The sequence below is a fragment of the Melissococcus plutonius ATCC 35311 genome, assembly GCF_000270185.1.
Classification (GTDB): domain Bacteria; phylum Bacillota; class Bacilli; order Lactobacillales; family Enterococcaceae; genus Melissococcus; species Melissococcus plutonius.
The window spans coordinates 1-25257 of the sequence record NC_015517.1; the positions used below are offsets into that span (position 1 = coordinate 1).

The 25257-nt window shown below is 27.1% G+C and carries 19 protein-coding genes and 3 pseudogenes; 17 read left to right on the forward strand and 5 right to left on the reverse strand.

Going from position 1 to position 25257, the window contains the following annotated elements:
- Positions 1-575: 575 nt before the first annotated feature.
- Positions 576-1022: a hypothetical protein gene (locus MPTP_RS08325; protein WP_013774678.1), complete on the reverse strand. Its 447-nt coding sequence runs from the start codon at positions 1020-1022 to the stop codon at positions 576-578.
- A 16-nt stretch (positions 1023-1038) separates the two neighbouring features.
- Positions 1039-1851, reverse strand: coding sequence for a ParA family protein (locus MPTP_RS08330; protein WP_013774679.1), 813 nt, complete (start codon positions 1849-1851; stop codon positions 1039-1041).
- Positions 1852-3096: 1245 nt separating this feature from the next.
- Here MPTP_RS08330 and MPTP_RS08335 point away from each other — a divergent pair.
- The 11 genes and pseudogenes from MPTP_RS08335 (at position 3097) to MPTP_RS08375 (ending at position 13305) form a co-directional block, all read left to right on the forward strand.
- Positions 3097-4018 (forward strand): annotated as a pseudogene (locus MPTP_RS08335) (ABC transporter ATP-binding protein).
- Between the two features lies 1 nt (position 4019).
- On the forward strand, positions 4020-4928 hold the full coding sequence (locus MPTP_RS08340) for an ABC transporter permease (RefSeq protein ID WP_013774682.1): 909 nt from the start codon (positions 4020-4022) through the stop codon (positions 4926-4928).
- A 1274-nt stretch (positions 4929-6202) separates the two neighbouring features.
- A complete protein-coding gene (locus tag MPTP_RS08345; protein WP_375782334.1) occupies positions 6203-6628 on the forward strand; it encodes a choline-binding protein in 426 nt (141 codons plus the stop codon).
- A gap of 24 nt (positions 6629-6652) precedes the next feature.
- Positions 6653-7510, forward strand: coding sequence for a hypothetical protein (locus MPTP_RS08350; protein ID WP_013774685.1), 858 nt, complete (start codon positions 6653-6655; stop codon positions 7508-7510).
- A 5-nt stretch (positions 7511-7515) separates the two neighbouring features.
- A complete protein-coding gene (locus MPTP_RS08355; RefSeq protein ID WP_013774686.1) occupies positions 7516-8097 on the forward strand; it encodes a hypothetical protein in 582 nt (193 codons plus the stop codon).
- 12 nt (positions 8098-8109) lie between these two features.
- Positions 8110-8709, forward strand: a complete 600-nt coding sequence (locus MPTP_RS08360) for an ATP-binding cassette domain-containing protein (RefSeq protein ID WP_013774687.1) — start codon at positions 8110-8112, stop codon at positions 8707-8709.
- 28 nt (positions 8710-8737) lie between these two features.
- Positions 8738-8992 carry a hypothetical protein gene (locus MPTP_RS09620; protein ID WP_127515705.1) on the forward strand — a complete coding sequence of 85 codons (255 nt, stop codon included), beginning with the start codon at positions 8738-8740 and terminating at the stop codon, positions 8990-8992.
- Positions 8993-10005: 1013 nt separating this feature from the next.
- The gene (locus MPTP_RS08365) at positions 10006-10323 is read left to right on the forward strand and encodes a DUF1700 domain-containing protein (protein WP_013774688.1); all 318 of its coding nucleotides are present in this window, start codon (positions 10006-10008) and stop codon (positions 10321-10323) included.
- A 219-nt stretch (positions 10324-10542) separates the two neighbouring features.
- Positions 10543-11049: pseudogene (locus MPTP_RS10105) on the forward strand (transposase family protein); the annotation flags it as partial.
- A 164-nt stretch (positions 11050-11213) separates the two neighbouring features.
- A complete protein-coding gene (locus tag MPTP_RS08370) occupies positions 11214-11942 on the forward strand; it encodes an ABC transporter ATP-binding protein (protein ID WP_013774690.1) in 729 nt (242 codons plus the stop codon).
- 1 nt (position 11943) lies between these two features.
- The gene (locus MPTP_RS08375) at positions 11944-13305 is read left to right on the forward strand and encodes an FtsX-like permease family protein (RefSeq protein WP_013774691.1); all 1362 of its coding nucleotides are present in this window, start codon (positions 11944-11946) and stop codon (positions 13303-13305) included.
- 792 nt (positions 13306-14097) lie between these two features.
- Here the strand turns inward: MPTP_RS08375 and MPTP_RS08380 are convergent.
- Both MPTP_RS08380 and MPTP_RS08385 read right to left on the reverse strand, forming a co-directional pair.
- Entirely contained in the window at positions 14098-14388 is a 291-nt protein-coding gene (locus tag MPTP_RS08380; RefSeq protein ID WP_013774692.1) for an antibiotic biosynthesis monooxygenase family protein, read from the reverse strand.
- Between the two features lie 300 nt (positions 14389-14688).
- Complete coding sequence (locus MPTP_RS08385) at positions 14689-15315, reverse strand: SAP domain-containing protein (protein WP_041363641.1); 627 nt, start codon at positions 15313-15315, stop codon at positions 14689-14691.
- A gap of 419 nt (positions 15316-15734) precedes the next feature.
- Here MPTP_RS08385 and pepG1 (MPTP_RS09520) point away from each other — a divergent pair.
- The 6 genes and pseudogenes from pepG1 (MPTP_RS09520) to MPTP_RS08405 all read left to right on the forward strand — a co-directional run.
- Positions 15735-15869 (forward strand): annotated as a pseudogene (gene pepG1 / locus MPTP_RS09520) (type I toxin-antitoxin system toxin PepG1); the annotation flags it as partial.
- A 1149-nt stretch (positions 15870-17018) separates the two neighbouring features.
- Entirely contained in the window at positions 17019-17696 is a 678-nt protein-coding gene (locus MPTP_RS08390; protein WP_013774694.1) for an ABC transporter permease, read from the forward strand.
- A 2-nt stretch (positions 17697-17698) separates the two neighbouring features.
- Positions 17699-17938 (forward strand): ATP-binding cassette domain-containing protein, encoded by a 240-nt coding sequence (locus MPTP_RS10110; protein WP_013774695.1) that lies wholly within the window; start codon positions 17699-17701, stop codon positions 17936-17938.
- A gap of 120 nt (positions 17939-18058) precedes the next feature.
- A complete protein-coding gene (locus MPTP_RS10115; RefSeq protein WP_013774696.1) occupies positions 18059-18562 on the forward strand; it encodes an ATP-binding cassette domain-containing protein in 504 nt (167 codons plus the stop codon).
- Positions 18563-18791: 229 nt separating this feature from the next.
- Positions 18792-18935 (forward strand): type I toxin-antitoxin system toxin PepG1, encoded by a 144-nt coding sequence (gene pepG1, locus MPTP_RS09525; protein ID WP_013774697.1) that lies wholly within the window; start codon positions 18792-18794, stop codon positions 18933-18935.
- Positions 18936-20626: 1691 nt separating this feature from the next.
- Positions 20627-22804 carry a glycoside hydrolase domain-containing protein gene (locus MPTP_RS08405; protein ID WP_013774698.1) on the forward strand — a complete coding sequence of 726 codons (2178 nt, stop codon included), beginning with the start codon at positions 20627-20629 and terminating at the stop codon, positions 22802-22804.
- A gap of 1846 nt (positions 22805-24650) precedes the next feature.
- Here the strand turns inward: MPTP_RS08405 and MPTP_RS08420 are convergent.
- The gene (locus MPTP_RS08420; protein WP_013774701.1) at positions 24651-25154 is read right to left on the reverse strand and encodes a hypothetical protein; all 504 of its coding nucleotides are present in this window, start codon (positions 25152-25154) and stop codon (positions 24651-24653) included.
- Positions 25155-25257: the final 103 nt, after the last annotated feature.

Consider the following 25257-nt stretch of genomic DNA (forward strand, 5'->3'; position numbering starts at 1 on the left):
TTTTTATAGATAGAAAAAGAGATACAGCAACCTGCTGTATCTCCTTATCAGTAAATACTTTTTGGATAATTAAAATTAGTGTATACCAAATAAGCATTTTATATTGATAATTTTTGCCAATCTTGTTATAATAATTCCAATCGATGTGCACGGCAATGCACATATATAATTATTACACATGAGACGGCAATGATCACAGGGGTTGTGATTTAGTGTTATTTTGAGTCGAAGCAAAATTAGCACCGTCTCTTTTTTATTTGCTTAAAATATACCATCAATGACTAGAACAAGCAACAATATGTTTATTTAAGGTATAAGTTATTACTTATAAAAACGGAGTATAAATTATACCTTAAATAATTAGAAAGAATAAGTTATACCTCAATAATAAAGGTATAACTTATTCTAAAATAAAAAGTATATTTAGTTAAATAGTTGATTGCATAGTATTCTTCATTCAAATATAAAAGAATAATTTATACTTTAAAATATAAATATAAAAGAATAACTTATTCTTTTTATATAAATAAATAAAGGTATAACTTATTCTTTTTGGCAAAATTAGCATGAAAAAATTATTTTAATTCCTCGAATTTTTGCTTGATTTCTTGCCTGGCTAATTCTTCTTTTGACATACTGAGTCGATTACCAATATAAGATTCGGCGAGCGTATCGACCAATTTATCAAAAGAAATTCTTCCAGAAACACCTTGTAGTTCAACAATATAATCTTGTAAGACATTGAGTTTACTTTCTAATGCAGGTGATATTTTTTTTGGAACAATTACTTTATAACGTTTATCTGAAATAATAACTGGTCTTCCTCTTTTTTTGTTTGCTGCTTGAAGTGTTTTCTCTCCATTATATTTTTTAAAACTTGTTGGTTTTATTAAAGCATTGTTACCAAAATTATTTTCACCTTCAATTTGAACTTTTTTCTTTTTTGGCGCATCAATTAATTGTTTAAATCCTTTAGATTCAGGAATATTTGTATTAATATGTGAAAGATTTTTGCCTGCCATTGAAAATTCTCCTTTTTTAAGATTCTAAATAGTTTCTTCTGGCTTCAATTTCATTAAGAATAGTTGTAAATAATTGATGAGCTTTAAAATCCCATTGATCAAAGTTTCCATTATTATAACGTTTTAAGTAAATTCCCTCTCTTGAATATCGCTTTAATCTATTTTGATAGGTAATAATGGTATCTAGAACGGCTGTATCATACATTTCTTTTGCTTCCTGTAAAACATCGGTATCCAGTTGGCTATCTGGATCCAACATACAAGCAACAATAGCAATAACTTGTAATTCAATATCATAGCGATCAACCATAAAATTTTGATAATTAATGTACTTACTAATACCGTCTAAAGATTCTTCTTGAGTCTGAAAAGCAATAATGCTGTAGTCAGAAGCTGCCATTGCATTATCAGAATAATCAGAAATAGTGGGCGGAACATCAATGAAAATATCATCATAGTGTTCTTTTAAAGGAGCTAGTAAGTTTGCTAAAACGGTTATTTGTTCTTCTTCTGTTTGAAAATTGCTAATGACATATTTTGAGAATGAGCGAAAACTTGTGTCACAAGCAATCAAGTCTAAATTTTCCATAATTGGTGTAATACAATTAACCAGAGAATTTTCTTGAATACCATTAGTTATTGTTTTTTCAATTTTATTAATATCTGCTGTCTTTGCTAATACTTGGGATGCATTAGCTTGTGGATCCAAGTCCAATACCAATGTTTTTCTATTTTTCATAATAGCATTGTCATAACCAAGCATAGTAACAATTTTTGTTTTTCCAACGCCACCTTTAAAATTTCCTACAGTATAGGTTGTTGCTGTCATCCCATTTCCCCCTCTCAATCCATATAAAAAGTATAAGTTATATATTTTTATATGTCAATAAATAACTTATACTTTTTGTAGAAATCACTGTTTTTCAATTTTTCCTAGGTTAGATAGACTAAATAGAATAATGTAAATTATTTTTTAAAGTATAACTTATACTTTTATATAGCTTTTAGAATAGACAATAAATGAATTAATTTTTAGATAAAAAAGCAATAGAACATGGTATTTTTTAAATCATTGAAAGATAAAATTTTTTATTTTCAATGCGAATAATTTATATATGTTATTCGCATAGGAATTAATTAAGTAGTTATCGAAAGTATAACCAGGTAATTGACTGATGAGATATTGACTTATCCATGAATTATAATAATAAAATACATAAAAAGTATAAGTTATACCTTAATTTAAAAGTATAACTTATACTTAAATTGATATTAATTAATCATTTATGTTTAGCTACTATTTAAAACGATAAATTGATGTAAGAAATTTTATTTTTTACTCTTCTTATTAGTAAATTAGTATCTGTTTTTATCAAATATTTGGCTTATTCAAAATAGCGATTAAATACCAAGCTATTTGATTAATGTAAAAAGAATATCTTAGTTCATAAAAGCTTTAAATTGAGATTGCCATTGACTGAAATATCTATTTGGATTAATCAAAGCAATTATCGAATAATATAGTAAAGCAATTGATTATGATATCGAGTTTGACATAAAGGAGCATTGATTGGCATTAATGCTGATGAATCAACTGGCAGATAGTATATGAATAGTTGTCGGTTCTGAATGATCTAGACTGACTGTCCTTGATAAGAAAAAATTATACAATAAAACAGCTAGTGATTTGAATATTACAATTAAACTATCCACTATAAAAATAGATTGTTATGATACAATTAAAAAAAGTTACTCACAAGCATTAATTTATAGTTAGTGCCAAGTGTTCATTAAATAGCAAGTTTATAACATTATTGATTATAATATAAAGGAAGTCTTTTGATACAATAAAGTAAGCGCTTGTTAATTTTTTATAGGGAAACAAGAGATGTGCTTAGTGTGAATAAGAAATATTAAGTATATAAATAAATTTTAGGTTTAAAGCGGTTACCTTGTTTGAAATCATTTAATAGCTCATTATATAAAAGATAAATGGATGAATAATATCTCTGAATTAGAAAAAAATTATAACTATTAAAAAGGATTTTCCTAGAAGGGATTATAGTAACAAAGAATGAATATAAAATTGAAAAATATAAGAAAAAATTATGGATCGTTTGAAGCAATTAAAGGAGTTTCCACTGAATTTAAGGAAGGTGGTTTTTATGGCTTATTAGGACCAAATGGTGCTGGAAAAACAACATTATTTAATCTCTTAATTCAAGCAATTGCTAAAACTTCGGGTGTTATTGATTGGTCGGTGAATGGAAAAAAAGTGGAACAACATGCACTTTATCAACATATTGGTGTAGTATTTCAGTCAGGTCGACTCGATAGTCAATTAACTGTAGAAGAAAATTTGATTATACGTGGTAGCTTATATGGCTTAAAGAAAAAGGAAGTACTTAGTAGAATAGCAGAAATTGATCAATACTTTAAAGATCGAGGAATTGAAAAAGAAAAGATATGGTAATCTTTCAGGTGGACAAAAAAGAAAAATTGATATCGCAAGAGCCTTAGTTCATAATCCATCGTTATTACTTTTAGATGAACCGACTACTGGCTTGGATCCCAAATCTAGAAAAGATCTTTGGGATGTGATTTATCGGTTGAATAAACAAAAAAAGATGACAGTGATTTTGATTACTCATTATTTAGAAGAAATGACCTATTGCGATACACTTGATGTTTTGGTTGAAGGAAAGCTTTATTATTCAGGGGATATTCCGACCTTTATCGAGCAACATGCACAAATGAATTTGCTGCTTACTTTAAAACAGAATGAATCAATCCAAAATCTAACAAATGATTTTCAAGAAAAACGTCAAGTAAGGTTTCAGGAAGTTATTTATCAAGATATATCTATGGATGATATTATGGTTCTGATTGCCAAGAATCAACCAAAGCAAATCATTGAAAGTTTTAATGTGCAATATGCAACATTAGAAGCAGCTTACCTGAATTTGTTAGAAAAAATTAAGAAGGAGAAAAAATGAATTGTTCAATTTAGTAAAAAGAAATATTATGGTTTATACACGTGATCGGGTTGCTTTTGCTATGTCTTTTCTATCAGTCATTATTTTACTAATCCTCTATCAACTATTTTTAGGACAGTCACAATTAGAGGCGGTTAAAGAAAATCTTGGAAACCAAGAGTTAACTTTAGCAATGACAAAAATGATAAATTATTGGCTCATTGCAGGATTAACCACAATTATTTCTCTGACTTCCACTCTAGGTGCTTATAATGTTATGGTTCAAGACAGGGAAAAGAAAATTGATGAAGATATAGGTATTGGTAATTTAGCGTATTGGAAAATCTCATTGTCTTATATCATTGCTGCTGTTTTTTTAGGCAGTGTGATTACAATAATTTGCTGCTTTTTAGGAATTTTATTCTTTAATGGCATCAATGCATTGAATGATTTTTCAATGATTACAGGATTGAAAGTCATTTTAATGATTATTTTTAGTTGTATCCTTTCTTCTAGTATTGTTTTACCGTTTCTGACGTTCATTAAAACAGGGACTGCTTTTACAATGTTAAGTACTATTATTGGCACAGTAATCGGTTTTTTAGCAGGTGTTTATATTTCCATTGGATCAGTGGGTAGACTACTTGCACAAATTATGACTTGGTCTCCTTTAACTCAAATTAATGCAATGTTAAAAAATGTTTTGATGGAAAAAAGTATGAATATCGTATTTAAGAATGCATCAGCGAACACCTTAGAAAAATATAAAAAGGCGTATGGAATTACATTATATAATTATGCTGAAAAGCGTCTGAGTCAGAATCAGTTATTGGTTTCTCCGCTTTTAATAACGATTAGTTTAACGATTGTCTATCTAGCTATAAAGAAAGGCAAAAATGTTGTTTCGTTTGTAAAAGAAAAAGATGTATAGGTGGATAGTATAATAAGTTTTATTTTGACAAAAGTATTTTTTTTTAGTTGTGAAACAATGTTTTATAAAAAATGCACAAAAGTCAGTTGAACTTTACGAACAATTATAAAAACATATCAATTACCTTAAAAAATTTACTAGAGAGGTTCGTGGAGTTCATTCGAAGGGTTATAAATCAAATAGTAGTATTGTTAAATTGCATTTTAGTGCTGATCATAAATAATTAGTGATCATAATAATAAAGGAGGAAATTCTATTTTTAATAGAAAAAGATATGTTCAATTGTTTAGTTTGTTTATTTATTTAATAGCTATTATATGAATTGTTTTGCAAGAAATTAGAGCAACAGAGCTGGACTTAGATTGAATGGTATAAGGCCTTTAGCAGATTTTTAGGCTATTCAATTTAGTGGGGTAGGTTTTTCCTTAGTTGTAGATACGCTAACTATGATTTTATATACCATCTTTGGTTCAACGCTGTTTATTTATATTAAAAACAATCATACTTTTTATAATATTCAACAACGAATAGGATATGTTAAATTTTTAAAAATTTCAGCATTTATTACTTTTTTATCGACTTTTATTTTATCAATTTTTACAAAAGTATAGAATTACTGCTCATTATTGTATTACTTAGACAACTGCCTTCAAATGTTAAACTTGAAAAATTTCTAATTAATCGCCTTTTAATGATAATACGTTAAAAAGTATGATTACATTCACCTTGTTTTCGGCCATTGGTTGAGGCGTATTTGCTGTATTTATCTTCTCGCTAGGTATATTTATTCAAAAAACAAGTATTCATTTTATTTTAGGTGCTATTATTGGTACAAATCTGATTGTGTTGCCAACTATATTTGTTTTTAATCTAGGCATTAAATCGATACCATTTTTCTCGCTTTGGTTTTTACCTAAATTAATCGCTCCCGGACAACTAGATTTTAACCTAGCTAATGGACACGATATTAATGACTATATTCTTTTTCTCTTTTCTTTCTTTATTCCACTATTTTTTGAATATTGATGTGTCAATGGCTTATTCGAAAAAGAAGAAGAGGATAAATTGGAAAATATCTATTAACAATAACTATTTAAAGTGAAAAGAAAGCTATCAAAAGTAAGCTATTTTACTTTTTTAATTCTTTAACAAAAGAATATATTTTTAAACAATATTCTTTTAGGAAAATCATTATATAAATAAAAAAATATTAAAAAAAACATTATTTTTATAAAATGAGATAGTATATAATTAATATATAAAAAATGATTAGAGTGATTTTTTTGAAAAAGATTTGTTTAGGTAATATTTGGGTTAAAATGTTGGCTAGTGTCGTAATCCTATTCTCATTAATGGGGACATCAGCTGCTTATGCTGCCTATTGGACAGTTTCACAAGAGAAGGTAGCTGCTGGTGGAGCATGGAGTACCTTTGGGTCTCCTAATACAAAACAAAGCAGTTCTAATCAGGCATCCTTTAATGGTGATGCTTTGCCAAATTCATTTGGATATAATGTTTGGCTAATTAATTCTAATGCAGGTAGACGTTCAGATACAGTTGGGTTGTATAAAAATTCAACTAGTTATGCTGGTAACAATAGTGGGTTAGCTGGTTATAGTTATTATGCAGACGTTCGTTCAAAGTCTTATGAACCGAATGATAGTGTTGTTACTTTACATTTTAGTGCAAATCGTAAATAATCAATAATTATAACAAATAAAGAGATGGATTTATTCGTCTCTTTATTTGTTAATAAAGGAGGAAATTCTATTTTTAATAGAAAAAGATATATTCAATTGTTTAGCTTATTCATTTATTTAGTAGCTATTACATGGCTTATCTTACAAGTAATTAAAATAAATTCTGGGCTTAAATTTAATGGTACAATACCATTAATAGATTTTTGGAACATCCAACTTAGTGGAGTAGACTCATCTTTAATTGTAGATACACTTACCATGATTTTATACACTACATTTGGTTCGATACTATTTATTTATATTAAAAACAACCATACTTTTTATAATATTCAACAACGAATAGGATACGTTAAATTTTTAAAAATCTCAGCAAGTATTACTTTTTTATCGGCTTTTCTTTTGTCAATTTTCACAAAAATATACGAATTATTGTTCATTATTATATTATTGAGAAGATTCCCTTCAAATATTAAACTTGAAAAATTTCTAATTCAACCGCCTTTTAATGATAATACATTAAAGAGTATGATTATATTCACCTTGCTTTCAGCCATTGGTTGGGGTATATTTGCTGTATTTATCTTCTCGCTAGGTTTATTTATTCGAAAAACAAGTATTTATTTTGTTTTGGGTGCCACTGTTGGAACAAGTCTTATTGTAATTCCAGGTATATTTGTTCCCATTCTAGGTATTAAGTCAGTGCCATTTTTCTCTCTTTGGTTTTTACCCTCATTAATTGCCCCTGGACAACTGAATTTTGCAGTTTCTAATGGACAAAATATCAATGTTTATACTCTTTTTTTCTTTTCTTTTTTCATTTATTCTACTATTTCATGGATATTAATGCGCCAATGGATCATTCGAAAAAGAAGAAGAGGGTAAGTAAGATGCAAATAAAAGAAAGACATATTTTTCCACTAACCCATTATTTATTGGTTGCAATAATTGCTTTAATGAGCAGTGGGTGGTGTGTTATTGACAATAAAATTCATGGAGATATCATTAGTACGCTAGTTGCATCTCATCTTTCAGTCCTAGTTTCACAAAGTCTATTGCTAGTTCTCATGATGTGGCAAGTATTAACCTATAAACCAATTTCAACCTTGATTACAGTTCGTAAACAATCTGAATACATACAAAAACAATTATTAAAAGTTGTCATAGCTGAAACAATCCTTTATTTTTGTATTTATTATGGCTTATTTATGTTTAATGGTATTCACTTCTTTCATGATGGTTCTTTTATGATGGGGACCCTATTGCTTGTACTACGCTTTTTTATCATAGCCATCCTTGCCATTATTATCGTTGGTGCTTATCGTTATTGTCCACCATGGTTATTAACTATAGGTACATTATTAATCAGCTTAGGTTATCACTATATATTAGAAGCTAAGTATCTATTGCTTATTTATAGTCCAATCTATGACCCACTTTATCGTGCCATTCATAGAATTTATCGAGGTTAAAGGAGAAAACAAATGCTAACTGTTCAAAAAATAACAAAGTCATTTAAGGAAAATCAAATTTTAACAGATGTTTCACTACAATTGCACCCCGGTCAATTAATACATATTTCTGGTATAAATGGTTCAGGAAAATCTACCTTATTTAAGATCATTACTGGTTTAATAGCAGCAGATCAGGGGACAGTAAAAATTGATAACGAAGATATCATTGGAGCATTGATTGAAAATCCTGGCTTTTTAGAATATGAAAACGCCATGACAAATTTAAAATTTTTAGGAAACTTAAATAAACGTTTCAATCAAACAAAAGTGATTGATCTTATGAATCAATTTGAACTAAGTCCGAATGGGCAACAATCTGTATCAAAATATTCGGTTGGTATGCGTCAAAAGCTGGGAATTATCCAAGCAGTCATGGAAGATCAGAACATTATTCTTTTAGATGAACTAACACGTGGATTAGATGCCAATGGGATTAAACAATTCATTATTTTACTTGAAACACTAAAAAAAGAAAATAAAAGTGTCATTGTTGCTAGCCATGACTATATAGAAGGGTTGGTTTATAATAAATCATTGAATTTAAAAAACGGACAATTAATAGATAAATAGAAAATTAATTTTTTGGTGTTACTTTTTAATGATGTTTATCTTGTTTATATGTGTTCCTAGCTATTTTGTAGGTATCTCAAAACATGCCTATAGTAGTCTATTTTTTGGCTATCAGGAAAAACCGCTCTTAATCATGATGATTAGTTTATTAAGTTTATTTTTTGATTACCTATCCTTAATTATTCCAAGGATGGAGTTATTTTCGATTCGCTCTTTTTCTTTAATTCGTAAACCAACTATCAAACGAAGTTGCTTTGTTTGTATGAAAGTTATACTTCCTTAATTTATTCCATTTCTTTTAATTAAATTGTATGCCCTGACTATTTTTGCAACTTCAATTGTTTTCGTTTGGATTGGAATATCGATCATTGAATGGTTTTTATGTTTTTATATAAGCTTAAATCTAAAGATCGCTATTCCTAATGGCTTTTTTCTATTTATTTTTATAATAGTTCGAATAATTGCTCATTTGTTATTTTAAAAAGTGAAAAAGATTGGCACCAAATAGTGAACAAGAATGAAAGAACTGCATGTATGGATGAGCAATTCTAGTGACGGTTTTGACTAATAAAGATTATAAAAATTATTGTTTCATTCTAAGCTTTCTAGAACAGTGAAAAAATCAATACAGGAGAAGAAATAGTCCTAAAATTTTGAGACACAAATTGCTTATTCAACGCGAAAAGATTACAAATATTGGAATCATTCGTCAAGAAGAGCTCAATTGAAAAACAGTAAATAAAATTGTAGCCAAAAAAATTAGCTACAAGCAAAAACTTACTTTAGTGTATTGAGTATAACATTTAATGTTAAATAGAGTGTACTGCTTATTGTTAGAAGAGTAATAGCTGAATAAATCAATTTCATACAGGTATTTTTGAAAAACGCAGGAAATTTAGTTATTAAGTTTGTTTAAGCTATTTAGATGTTACAAAAATACAAAAAGAACCAGATTTGACCGTTGTCTAGGTTAAATCTGGTTCTTTTTAATTATGAATCAATAAATAAGATAATAATTTTTTATTTAAAATAAAATAGAAGTGAAGTACAGAAAATATTTGGTTTTATGAATAACATAACAATAATCAGATTGGTAAATGGTATATGTACTATTTTCCAATTTTTATTATCTAGAAATAAAAATTTTTTCTATTAAATTTAAAATATTAATAATTATTTTTTAAAATGTAAGAAAAATGCTATAATAATACTATATCATAGTATATAATCATCAAAAAATTAATAGATGGTTATACTATTTTAGATATTTTAATCTAAAAAGGAGGGTAAAGATAGATGAAAAAAGTAAATTATATGTCGTTGTTGGGTGTTATAATGTTTAATCTGATTTTAGGAATTGCTTTATGGTTTTCTATTTTAGGAATACTGCTATCGTTTTGGGTTATTATGGTAGCCTTTACATTATCTCCATTGATTTTTATTGCCGTTATTTTGGTTAAATTCCAAAAATTTGCGTACTCCCAGCTTACATTAAGTTTTCTTTTAATGGTAGTAGGAGTTATTTTATATTCATTTGTAAAAAAGAGTACAAAAATAATAGTGAATTTTGGAAAGAAATATTTAGAATACAACCAAAAAATGATTTTCAGCTAAAATTAGTATATTCTAATTAGTGATTTTATTTTTAATCATTGATAGGAATCATCATTATGTTTAATAATTAGATTTAATAATTTTATTTAGAATTTATAATTACACCGATTGTAAAATTAAGCTAGACAACTAAAAAAGTCATTTGTTCTACACTCAAAATAGTTCCTTTGAAAAAATTATAAGAAATGAGTACAAATGACCCATTTTACATAAGATGAACTGGTTAATGATAGAGGCCTATTTCAAAATCAATCAGCACTTAAAATAGCACGTTGCTTAAAACGTTCAAGACAAACAATTTATAAAGTATATCTCTATTTTAAAACGGAGCATACCGCTTTTGATTATTTCAACCAATATAGGAAAAATAAAGCTAACTGTGGTAGACATTCCATCGTTTTATCAGAGAAACAAGAATCCTACATTCGAATAAAAGTTGTTCAAGGATGGGAGCCAGATATGATTATCGGTCGTGCAGCATTCCCTATTGATTGTTCTGTTTGTACACTTTATAGAATGTTTCGGACTGGCGTATTTCATCTGTCTCATTTACCTATGAAAGACGAATGAGACCCAAACGGTCACCAAGAAAAACAAGGAAAACAAATGTTTCGTCGCTCAATCCACGAATGAAAAAGCGACTACTCTCACTACTCAGAAGCGTTCGGTCACCTTGAAAGAGACATGATCGTTGGGTTAAACCATAAAAGTGCTGTAATTCCTTTAGAAGTATTAATAACTGGAGTACAAGATAAATTAGTTTCAAATAATGACATATTTGTTTGGTATAAAAATTTAGTAAAAAAGGGAGCAAACGCTTTTATTTATGTCAATGAAAATGCTGGGTAATGTTAGAACGAATATTGTATAATGTAACCAAGGGGAGAACTATGAACAGTATAATTATAAATATCAAAAATGTAACCAAAGAAATAGCTTTATTTAAATCTAACAATTTAATAAGAATAATAGATGATATTTCTCTTGAAGTAAACAAAGGTGAGTTTTTAAGTATAGTGGGTCCGTCTAGATCTGGTAAAAGTACATTATTAAATATTATCTCTGGTTTATCAACTCCTACAAGTGGTGAAGTCTTTTTAGAAGCTCAAAATATATACAAGCTAAATTCAACAAAGTTGGCTAGATTAAGAAGAGAGAGAATTGGATTTATTTTTCAACAATACAATTTAATTTCTGCTTTACCAGTATTTGAAAATATTTCTCTACAATTAAAACTAAGCCATCAAAAAGTTGATAAAATTCAAATTGATAAATTACTTAATAGTATTAATTTTGAACCTAAGTCATCGGCAAGTATTGATTCTCTCTCTGGAGGGGAAAAACAAAAGGTTGCTATAGCAAGAGTATTAGCAACTAATTGTGAAATTATATTTGCAGATGAGCCAACTGGTGCCTTAGACTCAGTCTCAAGTGAAAAAGTATTTGAAATTTTAAGAGAAATAACTAATCAAGGAAAAACAGTGATAATGGTCACTCATAATATTGAAATAGCATCAAGAACTGACCGGGCAGTTGTCATACGTGATGGGAAAATACAAAATATTTTATCGAATCCTACTGAAGCTTCACTTCTTCATGAAATAGCGAGGAACTTATAATATGGTCTCACTGGCATGGCTTCAATTTAAATATTCTTGGAAAATATGGATTTTCTCCCTTCCTGTTTTTATTACTTGTGCTTTTGTAATTAATATCTGCCTAACTAATTTTTTTAACTTTAGTAATAGTAGTTTGATAAATAATGACATGTCTAGCAATACCCAACTATTTTTTATTCCAATAATATTTGGTGGTATTATGATACCAATAGTTTTAAGAAATATTGTGAAAGAGATATTAAGTGGCTTAAGAAAACAAAATAATATACAAATTATTTTGGGAATGACACCAGAGTATCTTGCTATTCTATCAGGCTTAGAATTAGCTATTGCAAGTATATTAGGTACAATAGGTGGTTCTATTCTATCAACTCCATTTGCTCAATTTTTTTATAATTTTCTTGTTAGCACCCAAGGAGTTCAGCAATTCCCTCTCATGACTATCAGGTTTTCATTCCAATCATTTCTTATCACATTGGTACTCATTACAATAGTAACTCTGTATAGTGGATATATTCGTTCGAGACGCACATTTTATAAAATTCAAAAAAATATTGAAAATATAAAACTAAAAAATAGAGATAGATTTTATTGTTTGAAAGTAATGTTTATGCTATTTTTAAATATATCTATAATTATATATTTCTTGTCCCTTTTACCAGAAAGGGTAGGCATTAATTTTTTTGGCATCTTAAGCATTTTATTAATTTTCTCAGAAATAATTTCTATATCATTATTAATAAATGTATGTGGAAAAATAATTTTATTATCCTTTTCTAAAATTTTCAATATTATATCAAATAGATTTAATTTATCTTTGCTAAACTTAGCAACTTATAGTATCAGTGAGCATTATGATACTTTCAAAAAAATATATATCCCAATAACAATTATAAGTATATTTGTTTCCGGATTTTCTTCACTACTTATTGATTTACCTGATGGTGGTGATGCAGGAGCTAGAACTTCAAATATGGTTGTCTTTTTAAGCGCTCCAATACTTATTGTATTAGCAAATACCATATGTATGATGATGTTACTACAAGAAAAAGAAACATTCGAAATAAAACAATTATTTGTTTTAGGTTTAAGACCCTTAGATATTTTTTTAAAAAAAGAATTTGAAATTCTAATTTTTTCATTTACAACACTAATAATATCTTTGACATATAATTTTGTGTTGAGTTTAATGTTTGTTAGAATAACCCAACTGTTTAATAAAACTATGATTTGGATTAATATATGGTTCCCTTCTCTTTTACTTTCATTAGCAATCTTTGTATTAATGTCAATTGTAGCTATAATTAAATTAATAAACACTAAATGGGATATTTTAGACTTTAATATAGATATAGATATTTAATATACTAATTTTTTTCAAATTTAATCAAATAAGGAAACTAGTTCTATTCGTAAAGTTTTCAATATTCTTTTTTAAGAAATCTTTAGGTAAATTTTTTTCGCTTTTTCAATTCTTTCTTGTCCATTTTAACGGGAGCAATTCAAACCGTATTTTTTATTAAAATTTAAATTCATTTTAAGGAACTTTGAAAACAAACTCTAATTCAACTATAGCTTCATCGGATAAGGAGATTGTCCTTCTTCAATTTTATTTATACCTCACACAGATATGTTAATGAGTTTGGATAATTGTTCCTGGAGTAACCCTTTTTTCATCGATTTGCTTGTACATTTTCCTTAACACTATAAAAGACATTGAATTGAGTAAGAATATATTTAGACACTTATATTCTCCCTCAATTTGGAGAATATAAGCCTAGCAAAATTTCTTTTTCTGATGTTCAAGCTTAGACAAATCAATTAGCTATAAATGTTCAGGTGGCTTTAAAAATATGGAAAAATGAGCGGTTAAAGGTAGAACAAAAAAATTTTTGTTTGAAAATCAATCCAATTCAATTAATAATAATCCCTACAAAACCAAAGTTAAATGGTAAAGGAATTATGAAGTTACATGATGAAGATTTAATTAATTATCTTTCGATATTATGAAATAGGATAGATAAAAAGCTATATTCTACGTATAAAATACAGCTTAAATCAATTCTATGTTCAAAGCTTATAATAAAAATTATAGTATAGCTAAAATACATAAATAATTAAATTATTTTTTTCAATATATCAAATACATTCTCTTTTAATCAGTTGCAAATGTTTCAACTTTCATGCTTAGTTGATATTTTTTACGTAATATTGCGATTTGTTTCATCATGTCCGATTGATGATGAATATCTAAAGCTGATTGATTCTTCCAGCGATCAATTAGTAAAATAGAATGTTGATCTTCTACAGGTAAATAATACTCATACCGTTCATTCCCTTCCTGTGCGCGTATTTTATTCACGATACCTTGTTCAATCATTTCTTCCATGAATTGTTTTGCATGGTCTTCTTTTCCAGTATATGTAATCATCACAGTCAAACTCATATTTTCACTCCTTAACTTACTTTTTTGTATCTATAGTATAATCGATATGATGAACAATAAAAAATAATTATATTAATAGTTAAGAGATAATGTTGTAGCGAAAGTATGATTTAATATATACGAAAAGGTGAATTGAATAAATGAATATTCTTTTATTAGGTTGCATAACTTGCTTATTTATATTCTCTAATACATAAAGACAATTATGAAATACTGAATATTATTTTAGTCAATAAAATGAAGACAAAATAATTAGAAGCTTTCTAGATATCGTTTATTTTGAACCTATTTTGTTGGTATCTATTTATCTTTCATACTTTTCAGATACCGACTTATTTCTTTTTGATGGGTGATTAGTAAGTCATGGCTATATTTTTTCTCTTGATCAGAATCTTTTACCTCTTTCCATAAATATGCAGCGACTTTCATTGGTGAGTGATAATCTTTTGCTAGACTATCATTGCTGAAATCTCTGACAAAGTTATTCCACTGATAGGTTTGCTCTTCTTTATTTTTAGATAAGTCAACTGTTTTTTGTTCATAAACGTCAATTAAATCCTGTACTGTCGCATTAGTGTCTTGTTGAGCTTCAATTTCACGCATCTTAATACCCATTGATTTTTTAAAAGAAAATTTCTCCACACCATAATAAGAACAAAAAAATTGACGTGATTGATTGTTTAAACTAAAGCTTGATTCTAAAATTTTTGTTTTTGGCGTTATTTGATATGCTGGCAATCCTCGTCGATTCTTTTTTCTGATTGGTTTAATTTTATTAGTAGATTCGCCTTTTAATAATCGAATGATATATTCGGATAATTCATATTTTGTCCCATAGATTGGCAATTGATATTCCTGACAAATTTCTTTCAATTCTATTTTATACCAATAATGCTTTTCAAATTCTTCAATACTCATTTCTAGCATAAATTTAGTTTGTTTCACAAGTAACCATCTCCTGATTATTTATCTGACTATCCTAGAAACAATCATCTAAACTAGTTTGAATTTTGCAAACTGTTTTGGTTATTAATCCTTATAGATTAACTTGATTTGGCAATAAAATTACTGATATAGGATATAGCAAAAATATATCTAGAATAAACAAGAATCAATGAAACTATTATATAGAGAAAGATAAATAAAAATATTAAGACTGATCAATTAAACCGAATAGGAAAAATGTTAATAATTCGTCTTTTTTCAACATAAATGTAAATTAAAACAAATGAAGATTGCTTAATTTAACAATATTTTAGTGTTTCATATAATAGAATAGAAGAGTAGAAAAGTTATGATGGTGGCTATCCAATCGGAAGAGAGGTGATACGTATGAACGTACTTCACTTCAAAAATCTAAAGAAAGGGGAAGCCTCCTGTCTGCATTTGAAACAATTCAGACCATTTTTAGTTTTAGTATGTTTACCATTACTTTAATCGGTTTGATTGTTAAATTGCTTAAAAATGACAATAAAAAATAACCGTCTTATCTTTGCACGATAACGGTTATTTTTTAATAATCTAAAATTTTGTCACCATCTTAAACGGTTTTACAATTGAGGGATATGCGTCAATATATCTCTCTTTTTTATACTCTTATTATAGCATAGTAAGAACTTTTGTAAATATATTTACACCATCTCAATTAGTTATAAATAATTTTTAACATATATAGACAATCAAAATTTAAAAATTATCATTGATTTTTAGTCCATATGATAAAAGTAAATTTTTTAGTCTATGCAACTTAACACCTATTTTTATAATCTTTAAATTTTTATATATCTGTAAGGTATATGACCATTCTAGCATATCAGAATCAAATAAAAATACTTTTCATGTAAATATACACTAATTATAACTATATTATTTCCAGTAGTTCTTAAACGTCTTAAAGTAATACTGGTAATCAATGGTGAGATTAAGTTAATTGCTATAAACAGTATATAGGCATTCAAGTGATAATTAGATATAACTGAAATTAAATTAATTATTATTAAAACTAATAGAACTAAGATTCTAACGAAAAAAAACTTGAATATGAATTCTTTTTTTTTTTTTGAAATTTTTATTTGGAAATATATTTCCAATTAGTTCCCAAATATCCTTATTACCCTAGTAGGATAATATATGATTTACTTTAACTTGATTGTCTATAGTATCTGTATTTAAAACGATTGTTTTTACTGAAGACAATTTTAAGATAGATTGTTCTAATGAAGAACTAAGTACTAAACCTTTTATCGAACTTTTTTAATTTTATTAGCTTAGATTTTTAATATACCATTTGATATCTCAATATAATCGTCAAAATAATACAAATAAAATTTATAAAAACTAAACATTTGCTTAATAATAGAATTACCAATTGAACAAATCAATGCAAAAAATATGAATAGGTAAAAGTTTCTTGTTAAAAATTGATTTACTAAGAGAAATAAATCTATGCTAAATACATCTAATAGGTCTGAAATAGAGAAAAAAATAGTAAATACATAGAAATAATTCAAGGTTATAAAAGAACCTTGAATTATTTCCTTTATTGGTATAGGTCTATAAACTTTATTAAAGTGCACAATTATTTATGTTGATGTATTATTATATTAATTAACTTATTCGGAGGAAAATATATGAAAGCGATATATTTATTTGGTTTAAAGAAAGAATTATTATCAGTTAGAGCACTGGTAATAGGATCGATATTTAGTTTGGTATCTTTTTTAATTACCAATTATTCTCAATCTTTGGTATTATTTATTGATGGAAAGTCTCCGGCTATTGAAATTTTATTCGGAGTATATGCGATTTTAGGGTTTCTATTCTCTACAATTTTGTTTTCTAATATAGTTACAACTGAGTATAGAAGCCAAACGTTTCGTTATGTAATACCTTACGCTTCAAGAATGAAGATCTATTTAGCAAAATTTTTATTGATGATTACTTATTTTTTGGTGGTAACTTCAATAGGGCTAATAGTTCTTTTGGTTGGTAGAAACCAGTTCTATATTCCTATTAACAAATTAATCAATCTATTTATTTTTTATACATATGTTGAATCATTAACATTGTTGTTATCTACCATTAGTGCAAACGAGAGATTTTCTTCCTTACTAGGAATTATTCTAAGTATCAGCTTTCCCATACTCTATGCATTTATTTATTTTAAAAACAATGCAATTTTAGATGTATTTGATTGGATACTACCATTTAGATATTTAGAAAGTTCATGGGAAATCGGAATCTTAGTAATAATAACAATATTTATTTTCTATATTGGAGAATACTTTTTCGAAAGAAAGGATCTTTAAAAATGATTGAATGTGTTAAAGTACATAAAAGATTTAAACAGAGTGAAATTTTAAAAGGAATTAATCTAAATGTTAAAAATGGTAATATAACTGCATTGATAGGAAAAAATGGGGCAGGAAAATCGACTCTTATTGGAGCAATTCTCGGATATTTCAAAATAGAATCTGGTGAAATTAAAAGAAAATCAATTTCGGTTATGCCGGATGCAGATTCTTTATATACAGATATTACAAGGTCATGAATTTTTAAACTTTATTTGTAAGTTAAAGAATTTATCTTCAAATGATCAGGCAATACGGTTGGCGAGAGAATTAAATTTAGATAATGATTTAGAAAAAAAATAGATGGTTACTCATTTGGGATGAAAAAGAAAATTAGTTTTATACAAGCCTGTATCGGAATATACGATACCTATATTTTTGATGAACCAACATCTGGTGTAGATGAACCTTCAGCCATAAAAATGTTGGGGATAGTGGAGAATTTAAAGGCAAAAGGTGCAGGAATCCTCTTAACTTCTAACAATTTAGATGAACTTGAAAGAGTATCAGATTATATTTATATAATAGAATATGGGAAGATCATTAATGAAGGAACAGTAGAAGATATAATTTTAAATAATACTAGAACATTTCCTCCAAAATATACTTTAATTTTAGAAGATTCACCTCTTGTAGTCCCATTATTAGATAAAATTTCAAATATTGAATTAACAATTATTAATCAAAATAGAATTGAAATTGAAATGATAGAAGATAACGATCAAATTCGAGAAATAATATATATCTTATTGAATAATAATGTTAAATTTAGTGAATTTTATAGAAGTAAAATCAATTTGCGAGAAAGTGTTTATGCTCAATAAGTAGATAAAAGAATTTAAGATGCTCTTCATCTATGTATAAACCAAATCCTAATATGAAACAGTAAGTGAAAAGGTCAAAAAATTTAAGTTTTTGACCTTTTATTTTTGTTCGAATTTATTAGCAACCCATTTAATTATGTCCAATTAGAAGATATATTGATGACTTTAACAGAGTATAATAAGAGGTAAAAAATTATGATGGTGGCTATCCTGAAAGATGATGGTGCTTATGAAAGTAAGTGCTAAAATCGATGAAAGGAGAAGCCTGTTGTCTGCATTTGAAACAATTCAGACCATTTTAGGCTTTGGTATGTTTACCATTACTTTAATTAGTTTGGTTGTGAATTTGCTTAAAAATGACAATAAAAAATAACCGTCTTATCCTTTGGCTGGATAATGGTTATTTTTTAATAATCTTTAAATTTTTGCCACCGTCTTAAACGGTTCTACAATTGAGGGATATGTTTCAGCATATCTCTCTTTTTTATACTCTTATTATAGCATAGCAAAAATTTTTGTAAATACATTTACAACTTCTCAATTATTTACAAATAATTTTTAATATACATAAACAATCAAAACTTAAAGAATAAATCTACAACTAAAGAAATAGCTTCTTTCTATTCTACTTAAAACATCCATTTTTTGTAAAGATGTTGGATTTTGAATAATAATTTTATTTATTAATAAATAACTAAGATATAAATGAAAGAAAGGAAGTTAATCCTTAAAAACTAAATAGTATTTTTTATTAAAAAGGTACATTGTTATAATACCGATTAAAAAAACTACCCACGAATTTCCGTTCGTGAGTAGTCGTGAAAAATCCATTAAAGATATGTCCTTATTATATCATGATTTAGTGTATGGTGGAAGATATTTTACATAAAAATATACATTTATTACAATTTAGTTTAAATTAAGACAAAATATTTGTTAAAAATAATCCTAAGAAAAACGATCAAAAAATTTAGTAAAAGCCAGTTTGGTTTAATGATGGAATTACCAAAGAATAGTATATAAAAATATATAATTAAAAATTAATAGAACTAAATTATTAAAAAAGATAACAATACTCAATTTTATAAAATTAAACCAAACTTATATATAATTTAGTGATGCAAAAAAAGTTTCATTTTTAATAAACAATATGTTATTATTTTTTTATAAAATATAAAACATGCAGAAAAAATATGTAAAAAATTAGTAATTTTGTTTTTACTATGGATTTTTTATTAAACCTAGATATGTGTGTTGAATAGATTATCTATAAATTTAGATGAAATACAATGATGCTAGATTTATGATTAAAAATTATTATTATTCTTATGGAGACAATTATAGAAGAAGGTAATTAAACTATTTGGCATCATTCATAGTGAAGTAATATAGAATAAAAATTATGGTATATATATTTTATTGAAGTAATTGCAAATATAGGTTTTGAAATTATAATAAAAAGTAAAAGATTATAAGGAGTATTGATTTATGAACAAATAATTTTGATTCGTTTTTTATAGATAAATTGAAATATCTATTGAAACAAGAAAGTTTAACTGGTAAACTTAGGTTGCTTAGAACGATTTTCCTGATGATCCTACCTTTAAACTAGATATTATGAATTGATTAAGTTGTAATTAACTACAACGTATTTAGATATATTATAAAAACATTGATGAGGTGAGTTTGTTATTCTTAGTATTTATCTATTTATTTTTATATTATTAGTTATTGAAATCGTTTTATTTTTAATAAAAAATAAATTCAAAAATCATTATTTGCATAAATTGATCATTATTTGTATGACAATTATAGGAATCTTAGTTATTTGCGGAATTATCCCGATAGTAAGATACATATATTTAGTCAACCAAAATTATTAGTAAAGAAAAAGCTGCCAATTAGACTAATTAGTCTAATTGGCAGCTTTTTCTTTACTAATAAGGCAACCTTAAAAAATTAATTGATTATTTTTTGGAATTATCTAAGAAATTTAGCGCAATTATTATTTTATAATTATTTTTAAATCGTTTTATAAAAAATTAAATGAAAAGAGGAATACAAATGGATCAAATGGTCTTGGCAACACAAAAATGGTTGAATAAAACTTATGGAAGTGTGAATGGGTTCAACAAAGTAGCAGAAAATGGCAGAACAGGTTGGCCTACCATCTTTGCGCTACGAAGAGCGCTTCAACATGAGATGGGTATTACTGCTTTATCTGACAATTTTGGCCCAACAACTGAAAGATTATTCAAAGAACAAGTAGAACCAACATTTAATGGGAAAGGAACACCTAAAACAAATATTGTTAAAATTTTACAAGGTGGGTTCTGGTGTAAAGGAATTAACCCTAGGGTGAGTGGTAGTGAAGCACTTGATGGGATGTATACTAAATTCACCAAAGAAGCCGTAGAGAAATTTCAAAAAATGGCAGGTTTAAGTCCTGATGGTTATTTATCAACAATGTTGATGAAAGCATTACTGGATATGAGTGCTTTTGCTTTATTAGGAGATGCAAATATCCGGCTTATGCAACAAGAATTAAATCGAAAATATAATGCTTACTTTGGTTTATTACCCTGTGACGGTATTTATCAGAGAGAGACGAATCAGGCGTTAATTTATGCCTTACAAGCAGAAATAGGAATGGATACAGAAACAGCTAATGGCAATTACGGACCTGGAACAACAGCTAAAACACCAACATTAGTAGAAGGAAATAGTGGCAATTTTGTTAAGATTTTACAATGGGCATTGTATGTCAATGGATTTAACAAATCTGGTTCTTTCAACGGCTCTTTTACAAGTGAGGTAGGTCAAGAGGTTAAAAAATTCAGAGAATTTATGAATTTAAATCCTTATACAACAATTGCTGATATGACTGTAATCAAAGGCTTGTTATCAAGTGCCGGCAATACAGATCGTTCAGCTACTGCTTGTGATATGGCGACACAATTAAATAAGCAACAAGTTCAACTTCTTAAAGACAAAGGTTATTCCATTATTGGTCGTTATTTAACAGGAAGTGTTGGAACTGGCGCCAATAAAAAGGATAAAAACTTAACAACTTCAGAAATACAAAATATAACCGATGCCGGTTTGAATATTTTTCCTATCTATCAAGATGGTGGTTGGGAAGAAAGTTATTTTAATAAAGAAAACGGTGCTAAAGATGGTCAGCTTGCTCATCAGGCAGCTTTTAATCTAGGATTTCCCTATGGAACAACGATTTACTTTGCGGTTGACGTAGATATTCAGGATGGTGATATCGCAGGAACAGTCTTACCTTATATTAAAAAAGTTCAATCTGTATTAGCTTCAAAAGGCATGTATCAAACAGGAATCTATGGGACAAGAAATGTTTGTCAAAGAGCAGTCGATACAGGCGCAGTAAAAAGCTGTTTTATTTCTGATATGTCGACTGGATTTAGTGGCAATCTAGGATTTTCTATGCCGAAAGAATGGGCATTTGATCAATTTTATGAACATGAAGATTTGGGATTCCCTATCGATAAGGTGGCTGTATCCTATAGAGACAGTGGGGTTAATCAATTCAATACAACGGAAGAAAGCTTAGTTCAACAACAAGCCGCTCAGCTTTTAAAGAAATTAAAATGGACGACTCTTGATACTGTCAATATTAATCTGAATACAGAATACCATATTGTTCCTACCTTTTCAGTGGATGTTTACTTCAAAGTAGCGGCATCTTGGGAAAATAACAATCCTAAAGCAGGTTATTCATTGGTCGTATCAAATGGAAATGTAGACAAAATAAAATATTCTGATCCACTACAAGAAGAACTAAATAAGTATTCAGATATTTTGAAATTACAAGGAGATCAGCAAATTGAAACAGTAATCAATAGTCTGGCACCTACCATTGGTAATGGAGTCATTGAAACTGGCATCTGTGCCCGTGATGGTAAAATTGGGATGAAATTTATTATTAAAAAGCAGATAAAGGAAACAATAGAAGGACATGAAATCCAAACAAGCTTAACCTTAACTGCTGAAATTTACACAACACCGTTGAATCCAGCGCCTATCCCTGTACCTAAATATAAAGAACTATATAACGATATTGTAGAAGGGCTTAGCACAATAAATTGGGGAAAAGTAGCTTTAGGTATGGGAGCTTTGGCTCTTATGGGAATAGCCATAACGGTCGCTGCTGCCCTTGCACCAGCTATAGCAGAATTTATAGAAGGAATTTTTACAGTTTTAAATCTAGTTTAATAAACGTGTGATAGTTTTAATAAAATACAATTAAATATCAATGTTAAATAGTTATTTTTTAATTCATTGATAATGTAAAAATTAAACAATGATTAACAAAATAAATGTTTAATAACTATAAGCAAAATTGATAAAATTATTGACATTACTAAAGATAGAGTAATAAAATTGTACCATTTCAATTGAGTAGGAACTAATGAATTTGCTAAACTAAATAGATATTTTTCGTTTTCTTTTAGGTTAATATTTGTACTATTTTCATTGATATATAAATAAAATGATTGTTTAATTTTTTTAATTAAATTTATGAGAAGAATGAGCAAAGATAAAACTAAAACATCAACTATCAAGATAAACATAATGCTCAAATGATTTATTGAAAAAAATAAAGAAAATAGAAGGATGAAGATGATTAACATATAAATAATTATAGATAGTAATAATTGTTGTTTTGTTATATATGAATTTTTACAAATTTGTACAATAATTTTTTGCTGTTTTTGTTTAATTTCCTTCTTTGACACCAATGAATAATACTTAGCAAAAGATTTTTTATCTTGCCTTCTTGCCAAATTGAGTTTAATCATACAATAGATGGTTATGGTAAAAATAATAAAAATAGCACTATAAATAAGTGTAGTTAAAATAAAAATATTCAATAAAATACCCCTTTCAATTATGCTAACTATAGTATAGCATTGATTAACAACTAATTCTATATTATACAAAAAATTATGAAGAGAAGAAATTAAAACTAATTTTTTTATAAAATGCTCATTAGTATAGTAGTTTAATGCCTACTTTGTATGTTTTTTCTGTTAGATGTTAAAAATTAAATAGATAAAATGATAAGGATAAAAAGAAGTAATATTCATATAGTTGCTTGGAAAATATAGGGATATCTATAAAATCATATTATGTACATGTGGAATTCGTACAGCTATTTTAAAAATTAAGGGACACCTAGTTATTGAACTAAGTATGTTTTAATTTAATTATTGACTAATTTAAAATTAGGCTCCGTCTAAGTAAGCAAGAATCATTAATAGAAATAAAAAGGATATTGACATCATTAAAGATAATATTCTATAAAAGTAGTTATTTTTAATAAACGATATATCTGATGTGTTTATATTCTCTTTTTTAAATTCAATTGACGTAAGATCATTATTCTTAATATATAAATAAAGTAAATAGTTTATTTTTTGAGATAAAAAAGTATATAAAAGAATAAGAGAAAAACAAAAAAGACCGACAGACAAAATGAATAAAATACCTAAATTCCAAATAATAGTAAAGTAGAAACAAAGACCATCAACCAAAATAGAAAGAATAACTATTCTATGAATAACACTAATAAAACGATATTTTTTTCTCAAATCAAATGACCCATTAAAAATCTCATTGAGACTCTCTTTTTGTTTTTGTTTAATCTCTTTAGGAGAAGTTAGAGAATAGTAATTGGCAAATAATTTTCTCTTTTTTAGATTAAATAGGTCAAACCTAGTGAAACTAATCATAGCAAAAGCAAAAGAAACAAAACAACAAATAATTGTAATGATAACAAGAGTGTTCAATCTGTATTCTCCTTTAAAAAATTGGTAAATTTAAGTATATTAATTATATTTAATATATTTTGATAAACCAAATTTATTTAAAAATATAAAATAAAAATTTATACAATTTATAATACAATATGTAAAAAATAAATTAATATATTCATTTTAATAATTGGACTATTTGAAATTTATGTGTTTTAAAAATTATAAGAAGGAGAAATTATTCCAATTTCTCCTTCTTAATTTTATAAAATATTGATCAATATAATAGCTAAATATTTTCTAAATTAACGAACTGGCTTAACACGATATGTTTGTCCATTTTTAGGATTATCTACCAAAAAATAGAAAAATCCAACATTTGTAAGTTTATAAGGAGAATGGTTTAAAGGCAAATTGTATCGATGTATTACAGCACCTGGATCAAATCGATCTGTAACATTTACTCCAAATCCATCTATTTTAAGTTCAATTTGCACATTATTTGTACCATTTAATCCAAATATATAACCACCATATCTTCTTCCTGAACCTGAGAAAGGTTGTGAGAGATAAGACTGTCCAACGTTTAACCATTTAGAAGCAGTTGGAGCATTTGTTCCAAGAGGTTCAATAGATGTCAGCGAATCGATTGGTTCAACCACCTGTCCAAATTTATCATACATAATGGGATCTTTTTTTATGTTTTCCTCATGCGAAGATGGTTCAGATGCTTCTACAGTGGTTTTAAATGAAATAGTAAATAAAGAAAAGGTTATTATACTCAAACCCAATAAAATTTTTTTGTTCATAATCTTCCTCCTAAATTTCTATTACCTTTAATAAATTAAAAATATTAATTATATGATATTTATTATATCACAAATAATAATAGTTACAATAAAATTAATCGAG

What these genes read in the sequence shown, in the direction of transcription:
- MPTP_RS08350 (WP_013774685.1), top strand. Translation starts at nt 6,653, where the DNA reads ATGGATTTATTCGTCTCTTTATTTGTTAATAAAGGAGGAAATTCTATT.
- MPTP_RS10110 (WP_013774695.1), top strand. Translation starts at nt 17,699, where the DNA reads ATGATTGAATGTGTTAAAGTACATAAAAGATTTAAACAGAGTGAAATT.
- MPTP_RS08380 (WP_013774692.1), bottom strand. Translation starts at nt 14,388, where the DNA reads ATGAGTTTGACTGTGATGATTACATATACTGGAAAAGAAGACCATGCA.
- MPTP_RS08330 (WP_013774679.1), bottom strand. Translation starts at nt 1,851, where the DNA reads ATGACAGCAACAACCTATACTGTAGGAAATTTTAAAGGTGGCGTTGGA.
- MPTP_RS10115 (WP_013774696.1), top strand. Translation starts at nt 18,059, where the DNA reads ATGAAAAAGAAAATTAGTTTTATACAAGCCTGTATCGGAATATACGAT.
- MPTP_RS08385 (WP_041363641.1), bottom strand. Translation starts at nt 15,315, where the DNA reads ATGCTAGAAATGAGTATTGAAGAATTTGAAAAGCATTATTGGTATAAA.
- MPTP_RS08355 (WP_013774686.1), top strand. Translation starts at nt 7,516, where the DNA reads ATGCAAATAAAAGAAAGACATATTTTTCCACTAACCCATTATTTATTG.
- MPTP_RS08360 (WP_013774687.1), top strand. Translation starts at nt 8,110, where the DNA reads ATGCTAACTGTTCAAAAAATAACAAAGTCATTTAAGGAAAATCAAATT.
- MPTP_RS08420 (WP_013774701.1), bottom strand. Translation starts at nt 25,154, where the DNA reads ATGAACAAAAAAATTTTATTGGGTTTGAGTATAATAACCTTTTCTTTA.
- MPTP_RS08390 (WP_013774694.1), top strand. Translation starts at nt 17,019, where the DNA reads ATGAAAGCGATATATTTATTTGGTTTAAAGAAAGAATTATTATCAGTT.
- pepG1 (WP_013774697.1), top strand. Translation starts at nt 18,792, where the DNA reads ATGAAAGTAAGTGCTAAAATCGATGAAAGGAGAAGCCTGTTGTCTGCA.
- MPTP_RS09620 (WP_127515705.1), top strand. Translation starts at nt 8,738, where the DNA reads ATGATGTTTATCTTGTTTATATGTGTTCCTAGCTATTTTGTAGGTATC.
- MPTP_RS08370 (WP_013774690.1), top strand. Translation starts at nt 11,214, where the DNA reads ATGAACAGTATAATTATAAATATCAAAAATGTAACCAAAGAAATAGCT.
- MPTP_RS08325 (WP_013774678.1), bottom strand. Translation starts at nt 1,022, where the DNA reads ATGGCAGGCAAAAATCTTTCACATATTAATACAAATATTCCTGAATCT.
- MPTP_RS08375 (WP_013774691.1), top strand. Translation starts at nt 11,944, where the DNA reads ATGGTCTCACTGGCATGGCTTCAATTTAAATATTCTTGGAAAATATGG.
- MPTP_RS08365 (WP_013774688.1), top strand. Translation starts at nt 10,006, where the DNA reads ATGAAAAAAGTAAATTATATGTCGTTGTTGGGTGTTATAATGTTTAAT.
- MPTP_RS08405 (WP_013774698.1), top strand. Translation starts at nt 20,627, where the DNA reads ATGGATCAAATGGTCTTGGCAACACAAAAATGGTTGAATAAAACTTAT.